We start from the raw sequence: 13,023 nt of genomic DNA, 5'->3' as shown, positions 1-13,023 counted from the left end.
GTCGTGGGCGTGGCGGCGGCGTCGCCGTCATCGCCGGTCAGCGCCGCGCCCGACACGCGCTGCAGCGTATCGTCGCCACGCGCCGGGTTCGGGTAGGCCAGGTCCAGCGGGCTGGTGGTTTCCAGGATGCGGGCCAGGCGGACGAAGCTGCTGCCGCCGGCTTCGCCGCCGCCGGCCACGACCGCGGCCGTGGGATCCAATTCGTCGAACGGGTCGCGGCCGGCTTGCAGGGCGGCCAGCAGACGGTCCGAATCGGTGCCCGAGGGCGGTGCGACGGCGGCTTCCGTCGGATCGGCCAGCGGGCCGGTCATGTCGCCGTTGACGGCGACTTCGCGGCCTTCGCCAATCACGATCGGCATGCCGTTTTCAACCTGAAGCGAAACCGTGGCGCCCGAGGCAGTGACGATGTCGCTGCCGGCGGGGACTTTGCTGCCTTGATGCAGTTCGGTCAGGGAACCGTCGCTATTGCGTATCCACGCGCGACCGGAGATTTCGTTGACGACTGCGGGGGAGGAGTTGGCCATGTTGGTTCCGTTTCAGGGAGTTATCCAAGATGGCCAGATACTACGGGTCGCCGATGCCGGCGGATATTGTCCTTGAGGACAGGTTCACGCAGTGATTTTGCTGCGCGCGTCAGTCGGGGCGGAAATGCCGTGAACCAGCAGCGCAAGCTGCAGGCGGTCGGTGACGCCCAGCTTGTCGAACACCGCCGACAGATGCGCCTTGACGGTGCGTTCCGTGATGCCCAGCGCCTCGGCGATCTGGGCGTTGGCCTGGCCGCTGGCGGCGTAGCGCGCGACGGTGATTTCGCGTTCGGTAAGCCGGCCGCCGTCCCAGGCGTGCGCGTCCTGCGCGCGCTCGGTGACAAGCTTGAGCAGGCGGGACACCAGCGAGCGTCCCATCCAGATGCCGCCGGAGGCGACGACTTCCAGCGCCTGCGCCATTGCGGCGGGCTGCGCATAGCTGTGGCAGTAGCCGTGCGCGCCGGCGCCCAGCGCCTGCGTGCCTTGCTCGTCGTTGGGGCTGGCGCTGGCGACCACGACATGCAGGCCGGCCAGCGTCGGCGTCCAGGCTGGATCGTGCCAGGAGGGGAGCTTGGGCACGTCGGCATCCAGCACCGCCAGCGTACGGCCTTGTTCTCGCCAGCGTTGCAGATCCGCCAGGCCTCGCCCGCGGGCAGCCATCCAGCGCGCCGGGTCAAGCGCGCGCCAGTGCTGCCAGAGCAGGTCGTCGTGCGTAATCAACAAGACGGGAATGGGTTTCATAAGGCCTTGAAGCTCTCCATTAACGTTCGGTGAAGGCGTTCGACTTCGCCCGCAGGATGGGCTTGAGCAGGTACTGGAGCACCGTGCGCTTGCCTGTCAGGATATGAACCTCTGCCACCATCCCGGGGATGATGGGCAACAGCTTGTCGCCTACCGTGCTGCGGTCCGTGCGCACGCGCACGACGTAGTAGGAATTGCCTTTCTCGTCGGTCACGGTGTCCGCGCCGATCTGTTCCACCCGGCCTTCCAGGCCGCCGTAGATCGCGAAGTCGTAGGCCGTGAACTTCACTTCAGCCTTCTGGTCCGCGTGCAGGAAACCGATGTCGCGCGGCTGGATGCGCACTTCGAGCAGCAGCGTGTCGTCCTTGGGGACGATCTCGATGATGTCCTTGCCCGGCTGCACCACGCCGCCCACCGTGTTGTTGAACAGGGTCTTGACGGTGCCGCGCACCGGAGCGCGCACTTCGGCCAGCTTGACGCGGTCGACCAGCGCGGCCTTGCCTTCGCGCAGCGTCGCCAGCTTCGTGTTGGTTTCAGAGAGCTCGCTGCGGGCCTGGTTGCGGATGTTCAGCTCGGCTTCCTGGATCTTGCTTTCGGCTTCCTTGATGGAAGCCTGGAAGCGGTCGATCTGCGCCTCGGCGCCTTTTTGCTCGCCGCAATAACGGGCGACGTCGCGCTGCAGACGCAGGAGGTCGACCTCGGACACGGCGCCGCTCTTGAGCAGCGGGCGGGTCACCTGCAGCTCGCGCGAGGTCAGGCCGCAGCTTGCCGAGGCCTGGTCGCGCTTGGCGATGGTTTCGCGCAGGTCTTCCTGGCGCTGCTTGAGCTGCTCGCGGGCCACGTTGACGGTGGCGTTCAGCTCCGTGTTGCGCGCCTGCCAGGCGTTGCGTTCCATTTCGGCGAGGCCGGGCGCCTGCTTGAGCACTTCCTCGGGCGTGACGAAGGGCTCGCCCGTGGCCAGGGCCTTCAGGCGGGCCGACTTGGCCAGCAGCGACAGGTATTCCGCGTTGTTCTCGCCCAGCGACGAAGAGAATCGGGTGGAGTCGATCTTCAGCAGGATCTGGCCGGCCTCGACCTCCTGGCCAGGGCGGACCAGGATTTCTTCGACGATGCCGCCGTCCAGGCTCTGGATGATCTGCACCTGACGGGACGGCACGACCTTGCCTTCGCCGCGGACCACTTCGTCGATGCTGCCAAAGCCCGCCCAGACGAGCAGGCCCATGGTGGCCAGCAGCGAGGTCCACAACAGGATGCGCGAGCCGCGCGCCTGGGACTCGTGGATGACCCATTCGGCGTTGCCGATGTAGTCGGACCGCTGGACGGGTTTGCCTTTGTCGGCGCCGTCCAGGATGCGATCGAAGAAGAAGACGAAAAGGTTGCGCGGGGCGCGCAGCAGGTTGCCAAAGAAACCGTGCTTGGGGGCTCCAGGATTGTTCAGCATGGTCTTCTCAGCTTCCGCGTCCAACGCGTCCTTGACGCAGGGCTTCGACAACTTGTTCCTTCGGACCGTCGGCCACGATATGGCCGTTGTCGATCACGATAAGGCGGTCGACCAGTTCAAGGAGCGCGGTGCGGTGCGTCACCAGCAGGATCGTCTTGGTCGCACTGGCTTCGCCCAGACGCTTGCGAAGCTGGGCTTCGCTCTGGTGGTCCATGTTGCTGCTGGGCTCGTCCAGCAGCAGGATCGGCGGATCGTTGATCAACGCGCGGGCCACGGCCACCGACTGGCGCTGGCCGCCGGAGAGCGATTCGCCGCGCTCGCCGATGATCATGTCGAAACCATTGGGGTGCAGGTTGGCGAACTCGGTCACGCCGGCCATGTTGGCCGCCGCCAGAATGCTGGCGTCGTCGGCGTAGGGCGCGCCCATCGCCAGGTTGTGCTTGAGGCTGCCGTAAAACAGCAGGGGATCCTGCGGAACGTGGCCGATGGCCCGGCGCACGTCGGCCGGGTCGATCTGGCGCACGTCCACGCCGTCCAGCAGCACGGCGCCTTCGGTGGGCTGGTACAGGGACAGCGCCAGCTTCTCCAGTGTGGTCTTGCCGGAACCGATGCGGCCGATGATGCCGACCTTCTCGCCGGGCTTGAGCTTGAACGACACCTTCTTGAGCACGGGCTGCGTGCTGCCGGGATACGCGAAGGTCACGTCGCGGAACTCCAGGCCGCCGTGGAACACCGGGCGATGCAGGAATTCTGCCTCGGCCGGACGCTCGATCGGCATCTTCATGTAATTGTCGATGGAACCGAGCGACGTGCGCGCGTTCTGGTACTGCATCAGCAGGCCCGCCACCTGGCCGAGCGGCGCGAGGCACCGGCCGGCGATCATGGATGCGGCAATGATGCCGCCCATCGACAACGCCGATTCCTGGGCCAGATACACGCCGATGATCACGACGGCAATCGACACGAGCTGCTGGACCGCCTGCACGAAGCCCACCGTGGACGACGAGATCAGCTTGAGCTTGCCGCCCGTCTGCGCGATGAATTCGGTGGCGCGCTCCCAGTTGCGCTGGATCGCGCCCTGGGCGTTCAGTGTCTTGACGGCTTCCAGGCCGGTGAGCGCTTCGACGAGCGTGGCGTTGCGCTGGGACGACGCCTGGAACGAGGCCATCGTCAGCGCTTCCATGCGCGCCTGCGCGGCCAGCGACACCAGCAGGATCAGCACGATCGCGACCAGCGGCGGCAGGATCATCCACGGCGAAATCCAGGCCAGGGCGGCCAGGAACAGCAGGATGAAGGGCAGGTCGACCAGCGTGGTGATGGTGGCCGACGCGATGAAGTCGCGGATGGATTCGAACGAGCGCAGGTTGGCGGCAAAAGAGCCGACCGAGACCGGGCGGCCTTCCAGGCGCAGATCCAGCACGCGTTCCATGATCTGCGCGGACAGCCGGATGTCCACCCGTTTGCTGGCGCTGTCCACCACATGCGACCGAGCCGTGCTCAGGATCATGTTGAAGATCACCACCAGCGTGATGCCGATGGCCAGCACCCACAGCGTTTCGACGGCGTTGTTCGGCACCACGCGGTCATACACGTTCATGGTGAAGAGCGGCATCGCCATGGCGAACACGTTGATCAGCAGCGCCGCGACGAGGGCGTCGCGGTACAGCCGGCGGTTCTCCATGATGGCCGCCCAGAACCAGTGGCGCTCGCGCACCTTGGCGACTTCCGGGGCGCGGGCGTCAAAACGGAATTGCGGGCGGACGAAGCACACCAGCCCGCTGTACTGCTCGGCCAGTTCGGCCGGATCCATGTCGAAAGAGCTGCCGCCCAATTCAGGATGGCTGACCACGAACTTGCCGCCGTCCTTCTTGAGCAGGAGGCACGCGCGCTCACCCTTGAGCAGCAGGATGGCCGGCAGGAGGTCCTGCGAGATGTCATCCAGCGTGCGCTTGACCACGCGTGCCGAAAGCTGCGCTCGCGCGGCCGCGCGAGGCAGCAGGGCGGGCGTGAGGCGGTGTTCTTCGAGGGGCAGGCCCGAGGACAAGGCCTGCGCGGTGGCAGTCACGCCATGCAGACGGGTGATTTCCACCAGGCAATCGAGCAGCGGATCGTCGTGCGCGGCACGAGCATCAGCGCGCCAATCCCGGGCGGCCTTCTCAGATAACTTGTCCATCTTCGTCATCCAACAGGTCGAGGTGTTCCGAGAGACGCGCACGCTGCTGCTTGCGCTGGGTGAGCTTTTGCTGGGCCTGGACAGGCAGGTCTGTCATCCGCAAGGTGCCGTTGGCGATCAACGCGTCAATTAAGTCTTCAAGGACGCGGACAAAGTCCGCGTCCAACTGCGAGAAATCACTGCCCTTGTTTGCCATTGGGCCTCCTTGCGGCTGCTCCGGTCAGGGCCGGGCGGCAGGCGCGTTCACCGGCACCAGCGTGGGGGGCAGGGTGCCTTCGTTGTAATGCACGCGCACCGGAGCCAGTCGGGCGGTGTCCGGAACGGTCGAATTGCACAGCTTGATCACTTCGTCCGACACTTCCAGCTTGCCGTTTTCCTCGGGCATTTCATTGCGCGCGGGTTGCAGCGACAGTGCCGGGAGCAGGGTGTGGGACAGCGCCAGCCAGCGATACTGCGCAAGACGCAGATCATAAATGGCATTGGTCAGCGCACGGCGCGATTCGAACAGTTCATTTTCCGTGTCCAGCAGGTCCAGCAGAGAGCGCTGGCCGATCTGGAACTGTTGCGCGTACGCATCACGCACCTTGGTCGTGGCCACCTCGTGGTCACGCAGGAAGGGCAGCTTCTGGCTCAGGCTGGTGATGTTGTTCCAGGCCACGGCCAGGTCCTGCTGCACGTTGCGGCAGGTGTAGTCGCGGATGTCGCGGGCGGCATAGGACTGGTTGGCGGTCTGGCGCACGCGGGCGGAGTCGGCGCCGCCGCGGTACAGGTTGTAGCTCATCACGACCTGGACGCTGGAGCTCTGGATGTCACGGCTTTGCGGGGTCGGATCATTCTGGTCGCGGCCCGTGTTGGCGACGAACTCAAACTTCGGCGAGAACGCACCCTTGGACGACTGCACGCCCGCCTGCGCGGCCTGCAGGCTGGCCTGCTTGGACAGGAAGCTGGGGTTGCGGCGCAGCGATTCATTGAAATTGCCCGGGGCTTTGGGCAGCTTGTCGGCGATGTCAGGCGCCGGCAGCATCGATTCAGGCGGGAAGGCGCCAGTCACGCGCTGGAAGCGCTGTTGCACGTCCAGCAGGTTGGCCGTTTCGGTCATCAGGTTGGTCTGGGCCAGCGACAGACGGCCGCCAGCCTGTTCCAGGTCGACGCGCCGGCCGACGCCGGATTCCGTGCGCTCGCCGATCTGCTTGAGGGTGCTTTCGTGCAGCGAGTAATTCTGGCGAGCCAGCAGCTCCATATCGCGATAACGCTGCAGGTCGATATAGGCCTGCACGGCGGTGAAGGCGGTGTTGTCGCTGGTGGCCAGCACGTCATAGAAGCGTGCCAGCTTGTCGAAACCGGCCTGCTTGACGTCGTTGGTGGTGCGGAAGCCATCAAAAATCAGCTGGCGCAGTTCGACGCTCCAGCCGGGGCGGTTCCAGCTCTGCGAGCCGACGCCGGGCACGTTGTTGCGCCATTCGCGGCCCAGATACCCCTGCGCATTGATCTGCGGGAAGTAGGCGGCGCGGGCGACGGCCTGGCCTTCCAGGGACGCCTGGAAGTCGTGGTATTTGGCCTGGATTTCAGGATTGCTGAGCAGGGTCTGCTCGACGATCTGGTTCAACGTCACTTGCGGTTGCCCGGCGGGCGCCGCAGCGACGGGCGTCGCGGACTGTGCAAAAACGGCGGGGGCAAATGCAAGGGCAAGGACCGAGGTCGTGCTTTTGAGCAAAAACGAAGCCATAGTGATTATTCGCGAGTCAAGTTGAGATTGAATGGCCGCCATGTTGTATGTAAATGTCAGCTTTGGCGAGTCAAGATTTGTTAACTCTTGAGGATTGTTGCTGGCGGTCCATAAGGTGAATTTCGCGCAACATCTAACTACTTCTTCGAATTTGCACGAACATTGCCTAACCGAAAGTTTTTCATTTCTATTAATACGGATTATTACGTATTATTTCGAAGTTACCCATTTCGGGGGCATGCGGCGATTATATCTATTTGAGAGTTCTGTATCTATTTTGTTTACCAATTTGTATCTATCTCAAATATGGGCGCGTGTTCTGCCAGTTATGCAACATGTTGACACAGCGGCCGCGCTCCCCTTTGAAATACGTCCATCGTGGTAGTGGCAGTACTGGTATATAAGGTGTGCTTGTACTAGGTTTGGTGGCTGGGCATAATCCTTTTCATGCCGCAGCAGCCGGCGCGGCAGGGAAGCGTTTTACCCATCGCGCCGGACTCAAGCCGGATTGTCTATTTGCAGAGCGCATCCATGGCCCAAACTCTTTACGACAAACTCTGGGACGCCCACATCGTCCACCAGGAATCAGACGGCACCTGTCTGCTCTATATCGACCGCCACCTGCTGCACGAGGTCACCAGCCCGCAGGCGTTCGAGGGTCTGACGATTGCTGGCCGCAAGCCGTGGCGCACCGGCGCCAACCTGGCCGTGGCCGACCACAACGTGCCCACGATGAACCGCGCGCAGGGCATCGACGACCCGATCTCGCGTTTGCAGGTTGACACGCTGGACGACAACTGCGGCAAGTACGGCATCACCGAATTCCGCATGAACGACCTGCGCCAGGGCATCGTCCACGTCATCGGACCGGAGCAGGGCGCGACCCTGCCGGGCATGACCGTGGTCTGTGGCGACTCGCACACCAGCACGCACGGCGCACTGGGCGCGCTGGCCTTCGGCATCGGCACGTCCGAAGTCGAGCACGTGCTGGCCACGCAGACGCTGCTCATGAAGAAAGCCAAGAGCATGCTCATCAAGGTCGACGGCGAGCTGCCGTTCGGCTGTACGGCCAAGGACGTGGTGCTGCACATCATCGGCATCATCGGCACGGCCGGCGGCACGGGTCACGCCATCGAATTTGCCGGCAGCACGATTCGCGCGCTCTCCGTCGAAGGCCGCATGACCGTCTGCAACATGGCGATCGAAGCCGGCGCCCGTTCCGGCATGGTCGCCGTCGACGACAAGACCATCGACTATTTCCGCGGCCGTCCGTTCGCGCCCACCGGCGTCGTCTGGGACCAGGCAGTCAAATACTGGCGCACGCTGCACACCGACGAAGGCGCCAAGTTCGACACCGTGGTTGAAGTCAACGCGCGCGACATCAAGCCGCAGGTCACCTGGGGCACGTCGCCCGAAATGGTGCTGCCGGTGGATTCCCGCGTGCCGGACCCCGACCGCGAAAAAGACGACGTGCGCCGCAGCGGCATGGAGCGCGCACTGGAATACATGGGCCTGAAGCCCAATACCCCGCTGACCGACATCCGCGTGGATCGCGTGTTCATCGGTTCGTGCACGAATTCGCGCATCGAAGACCTGCGCGCCGCGGCCGTCGTGGCGCGCGGCAAGCGCGTGGCGTCCAATGTGCGCCAGGCGATGGTGGTGCCGGGCTCGGGCCTGGTCAAGCAGCAGGCCGAACGCGAAGGCCTGGACAAGATCTTCATCGAAGCCGGCTTTGAATGGCGGGAGCCGGGCTGTTCGATGTGCCTGGCCATGAACGCCGACCGCCTCGAACCCGGCGAACGTTGCGCCTCGACCTCGAACCGCAACTTCGAGGGCCGGCAGGGGCAGGGCGGACGCACGCACCTGGTCAGCCCGGCCATGGCCGCCGCCGCGGCCGTCGCCGGCCATTTCGTCGACGTTCGCACGTTCCGTTAAGCGACAAGCACCGAGTAGACATCATGCAAGCATTTACCACTCACGAAGGCCTGGTGGCGCCGCTCGACCGCGAAAACGTCGACACGGACCTCATCATCCCCAAGCAGTTCCTCAAGTCCATCAAGCGCACGGGCTTTGGCCCCAATCTGTTTGACGAGCTGCGCTATCTGGATCACGGCGAACCGGGCATGGACAACAGCAAGCGTCCGGTCAATCCGGATTTCGTGCTGAACCAGCCGCGCTACCAGGGCGCCTCGGTGCTGCTGGCGCGCAAGAACTTCGGTTGCGGCTCCAGCCGCGAGCACGCGCCCTGGGCGCTGACGCAGTTCGGTTTCCGCGCCATCATCGCGCCGTCGTACGCCGACATCTTCTTCAACAACAGCTTCAAGAACGGCCTCTTGCCGATCGTGCTGTCGGAGCTGGAAGTGGCGCGCCTGTTCGACGAAGTGAAGGCGTTCCCGAACTACAAGCTGAACATTGATCTGGACCGCCAGGTCGTGATTGCCGCGGACGGCCGCGCCATGGGTTTCGACATCGAACCCTTCCGCAAGTATTGCCTCTTGAACGGCTTTGACGACATCGGTCTGACGCTGCGCCATTCGGACAAGATCCGCGCCTTCGAGGCCGAGCGCCTGGCCCGTCATCCGTGGCTCGAAAGCCGCCCCATCGCCTGATCAAACCATCGACACAGGATCGCTATTCAATGACCCACAACATCGCAGTCTTGCCGGGTGACGGCATCGGCCCGGAAATCGTCGAACAGGCCGTGCGCGTCCTGAAGGCGCTGGATGTGCCCTTCGACATCAAAGAGCAGCCGGTCGGCGGCGCCGCGTTCGACAAGTTCGAGCACCCGCTGCCGCCCGCCACGCTGAACCTGGCCAAGGAATCGCACGCCGTGCTGTTCGGCGCGGTTGGCGACTGGAAGTACGACACGCTGCCGCGCGAGTTCCGTCCCGAACAAGCCATTCTGGGCCTGCGCAAGGCGCTGGGCCTGTTCGCCAACCTGCGTCCGGCCATCCTGTATCCGGAACTGGCCAGCGCCTCGTCGCTCAAGCCCGAGATCGTGTCCGGTCTGGACATCCTGATCATCCGCGAACTGACCGGCGACATCTATTTCGGCACGCCGCGCGGCGTGCGTTCGTCGCCGGACGGCGCCTTCACCGGCGAGCGCGAAGGCTACGACACCATGCGCTACGCCGAATCCGAAGTCCGCCGCATCGCGCGCATCGGCTTTGAATCGGCGCAGAAGCGCAACAAGAAGCTGTGCAGCGTCGACAAGGCCAACGTGCTCGAGACCTCGCAGTTCTGGCGCGACATCGTGATCGAAGTGGCGCGCGAGTACCCGGACGTGGAGCTGTCGCACATGTACGTCGACAACGCGGCGATGCAGCTGGTGCGCAACCCGCGCCAGTTCGACGTCATCGTCACCGGCAACCTGTTCGGCGACATCCTTTCCGATGAAGCGGCCATGCTGACGGGTTCGATCGGCATGCTGCCCTCGGCCTCGTTGAATGCCAGCGGCCAGGGCCTGTACGAGCCCAGCCACGGTTCGGCGCCGGACATCGCGGGACAGGGCATCGCCAACCCGCTGGCTACGATCCTGTCGGCCGCCATGCTGCTGCGCTACTCGCTGAACCTGGCGCCGCAGGCGGATCGCATTGAAGCGGCCGTTCGCAGCGTGCTGGCCAGCGGCCTGCGCACCGCCGACATCTTCGAACCGGGCACGACGAAGGTCAGCACCGCCGGCATGGGCGACGCCGTCCTGAAGGCCCTGGGCTGATCCCTTGCGTTGGACCGCTGCGAGGCGGTCCTGACCGACGCGTGCATCGTTATGAGCGCGCAGCGGCGTATATACAGAGGGGCCGCCCGGCGGGTGGCCCCTCTGTTTTGGGGATCATGCATCGCTGTTGCCGCCATGCGCCGGATTCATCCTCCCGTGCTTGCGGCCCCGTTTTTTTCGAGCTGCAGTGCAACATCCCTGCGTGCATTCTGATAAATTGTTGAATTGCACGAAATTTCCCCCCTCCTTATCTTGTCACCCCCTTTAAAGAGCGATTGAAATGAATCAAGCAGTAGGCCTTGTCGGCTGGCGCGGTATGGTCGGCTCGGTGCTCATGCAACGCATGCGCGACGAGAACGACTTCGCACTGATCGAACCGGTGTTTTTCTCCACCAGCAACGCTGGCGGCGCCGCGCCCACTTGGGCAACTGGCGCAGGTCCGCTGCAAGACGCCTACAACATTGACGCTCTGAAAAAACTGCCGATCATCGTGACGGCGCAAGGCGGCGACTACACGTCCGAGGTCTATCCCAAGCTGCGCGGCGCGGGCTGGAACGGCATCTGGATCGACGCGGCCAGCACCCTGCGCATGGCCGACGACGCCATCATCGTGCTGGACCCGGTCAACCGCCCGGTGATCGACGCGGCGCTCAAGCGCGGCGTGCGCAACTTCATCGGCGGCAACTGCACCGTCAGCTGCATGCTGATGGGCCTGGCCGGCCTGTTCAACAACGACCTGGTGGAATGGATGACCTCCATGACCTACCAGGCCGCGTCCGGCGGCGGCGCGCAGCACATGCGTGAACTGCTGACCCAGTTCGGCGAGATCAACCAGTCGGTCAAGTCCCTGCTGGACGATCCGGCCTCGGCCATCCTGGAAATCGACCGCGGCGTGCTGGCCAAGCAGAAGGACGATGCGCTGCCCCACGAGCACTTCGGCGTGCCGCTCGGCGGCAACCTGATTCCCTGGATCGACAAGGACCTGGGCAACGGGATGTCCAAGGAAGAATGGAAGGGCGAAGTCGAAACCAACAAGATCCTGGGCCGCGGCGCCGCCTTCGGCACGGCGCCCACCCCGATCGACGGCCTGTGCGTGCGCATCGGCGCCATGCGCTGCCACAGCCAGGCGCTGACCATCAAGCTCAAGCGCGACGTGCCGCTGGACGAGATTGAAGCCCTCATCGCGCAGGGCACGCAGTGGGCCAAGGTCGTTCCCAACACCAAGGAAGCCACCGTGTCCGCGTTGACGCCCGTCGCCGTCACCGGCACGCTGGACATTCCGGTTGGCCGCCTGCGCAAGCTGTCGATGGGTTCGCAATACCTGGGCGCCTTCACGGTGGGCGACCAACTGCTGTGGGGCGCTGCCGAGCCGCTGCGCCGCATGCTGCGCATCGCGCTGAACGAAGCCTGATGCCGTGGCGGGCGGCTCTTTCAGCTGCCCGATTCACGCAACGATGCAGTCAGGGCACCTTCGGGTGCCCTTGTTTTTTGGCACGCGGTGGGACGTACGAAAGCGTTGGGTGCACCAACGTGGCGCAGGCGGGTTGCGCGCGGCGCGCGGCCCGATTCGCAAAAGGCCCCCGGTGTGCCCGCCGGCCAACGTGCGTGCCCCGTTCAGGTTTGTGAAATGCGCTTGATCCATTACACTTTTCGGGTGAATTGAGGCTGTTTTTTGCGCCGCAAATGGCGCGAATGGGCCGAGGCCCGTAATTCGATTACAAGAACGGAATTCCAGCTTATGACCCAGCGTTCGCGCCACGTGAAGCATGCCCGCCGTTTGAAAGCCCTGCAGTGGGCCATTGCGCTGGCGATCGGCTCAAGCGTTTGCGGGTCGGCGCTGGCCATGCGCGTCGGGCATTCGCGCGTCGTTTCCGTGCCGGGCGCGCCGCTGCAGGCGACCGTGGGTCTGCAGGAATTGACGCCCGAAGAAATCAGCTCACTCAAGGTTTCCATTGCCGACGAAGCTGCCTGGCAGCGCGCGGGCGTCAAGCCGCCGGTGCCGCTTGCCAGCATGGTGGTTCGCGTCGAAGACGGGATCGACCCGACGCGCAAGAATCTGCGGGTGCGGTCCACGCAGGCGCCGGCGAGCGGGGCTGTGGATCTGCTGCTCGACATCAATTCCAGCTCGGGACAACGGCAGGTGCAGGTCAGCATCCTGGTGCCGCTGCGCGGCACCAGCGCAGATGTCACGCCCGCCGCCGTGGGCGCCCCTGGCCGTGCAGGCGGCACGTCGGGCACGGTCACGGTCAAGTCGGGCGATTATCTGTTTGCCATCGCCCAGCGCAATGCGGTGCCGAACGCGTCGGTCTATCAGATGCTGGTCGCGCTGTGGCGCGCCAATCCGCAGGCCTTCATTCAGAACAACATGAATCTGGTGCGTTCCGGCCAGACGCTCAAGATTCCGGACGCCGCCACGGTGCGCGCGATCGATCCCGCCGAAGCTCGCCGCATCTTCAACGAGCATGCCGAGGCGTACGCGAAGTACCGCGGACGGGTGGGCGCAGCGGCAGGTGCGAATCCGTCGGTGGTCAAGGGCCAGGACGCCGCCTCCGGCACGGTCGCCCCACCGGCTGATTCGGGCGTGGCCACGGCGGCGCCGACGCAAGATCGCGTGCGCCTGTCGACCGGCCAGGCCCAGGACAGCGCCGCCGCGCAGGCAGAGGCGCAGGCAGACGCCAAGACGTCCGCCGACCGCGCGCTCGC

At 64.7% G+C, this 13,023-nt stretch carries 11 protein-coding genes; 5 read left to right on the top strand and 6 right to left on the bottom strand.

Annotated features, from left to right (window positions below; all coding sequences use genetic code 11):
* The 6 genes from B3446_RS25075 to B3446_RS25050 all read right to left on the bottom strand — a co-directional run.
* Positions 1–524 (bottom strand): retention module-containing protein (locus B3446_RS25075; RefSeq protein ID WP_291386507.1); only part of this gene is annotated, 524 nt, incomplete at its 3' end.
* A gap of 84 nt (positions 525–608) precedes the next feature.
* The gene (locus B3446_RS25070) at positions 609–1,265 is read right to left on the bottom strand and encodes a response regulator transcription factor (RefSeq protein ID WP_175138570.1); all 657 of its coding nucleotides are present in this window, start codon (positions 1,263–1,265) and stop codon (positions 609–611) included.
* 19 nt (positions 1,266–1,284) lie between these two features.
* Positions 1,285–2,706 (bottom strand): HlyD family type I secretion periplasmic adaptor subunit, encoded by a 1,422-nt coding sequence (locus B3446_RS25065; protein WP_291386504.1) that lies wholly within the window; start codon positions 2,704–2,706, stop codon positions 1,285–1,287.
* A 7-nt stretch (positions 2,707–2,713) separates the two neighbouring features.
* The gene (locus B3446_RS25060; protein ID WP_409515352.1) at positions 2,714–4,879 is read right to left on the bottom strand and encodes a type I secretion system permease/ATPase; all 2,166 of its coding nucleotides are present in this window, start codon (positions 4,877–4,879) and stop codon (positions 2,714–2,716) included.
* A complete protein-coding gene (locus tag B3446_RS25055) occupies positions 4,863–5,075 on the bottom strand; it encodes a hypothetical protein (RefSeq protein WP_105238190.1) in 213 nt (70 codons plus the stop codon). Before B3446_RS25055 ends, B3446_RS25060 begins: the two co-directional genes overlap by 17 nt.
* Before the next feature lie 24 nt (positions 5,076–5,099).
* Positions 5,100–6,605: a TolC family outer membrane protein gene (locus tag B3446_RS25050; protein ID WP_175184984.1), complete on the bottom strand. Its 1,506-nt coding sequence runs from the start codon at positions 6,603–6,605 to the stop codon at positions 5,100–5,102.
* 531 nt (positions 6,606–7,136) lie between these two features.
* On the opposite strand from B3446_RS25050, the gene leuC reads away from it, so the two are divergent.
* From leuC to B3446_RS25025, 5 genes are all read left to right on the top strand, one after another.
* Positions 7,137–8,540: a 3-isopropylmalate dehydratase large subunit gene (gene leuC / locus B3446_RS25045; RefSeq protein WP_175123993.1), complete on the top strand. Its 1,404-nt coding sequence runs from the start codon at positions 7,137–7,139 to the stop codon at positions 8,538–8,540.
* A 23-nt stretch (positions 8,541–8,563) separates the two neighbouring features.
* Positions 8,564–9,214 carry a 3-isopropylmalate dehydratase small subunit gene (leuD, locus tag B3446_RS25040; RefSeq protein ID WP_175123994.1) on the top strand — a complete coding sequence of 217 codons (651 nt, stop codon included), beginning with the start codon at positions 8,564–8,566 and terminating at the stop codon, positions 9,212–9,214.
* Between the two features lie 29 nt (positions 9,215–9,243).
* Positions 9,244–10,320, top strand: coding sequence for a 3-isopropylmalate dehydrogenase (gene leuB, locus B3446_RS25035; RefSeq protein WP_175123995.1), 1,077 nt, complete (start codon positions 9,244–9,246; stop codon positions 10,318–10,320).
* A 280-nt stretch (positions 10,321–10,600) separates the two neighbouring features.
* Entirely contained in the window at positions 10,601–11,731 is a 1,131-nt protein-coding gene (gene asd, locus B3446_RS25030; protein WP_175184985.1) for an aspartate-semialdehyde dehydrogenase, read from the top strand.
* 327 nt (positions 11,732–12,058) lie between these two features.
* Positions 12,059–13,023, top strand: a 965-nt coding sequence (locus tag B3446_RS25025; protein ID WP_291386497.1) for a type IV pilus assembly protein FimV, incomplete at its 3' end; no start/stop codon positions are given.

It is taken from the genome of Achromobacter sp. UBA5777, assembly GCF_002418565.1.
GTDB lineage: Bacteria > Pseudomonadota > Gammaproteobacteria > Burkholderiales > Burkholderiaceae_B > Achromobacter > Achromobacter animicus.
Note: the sequence above shows the minus strand (reverse complement) of the source record. Positions and strands in the feature narration are given on the sequence as shown.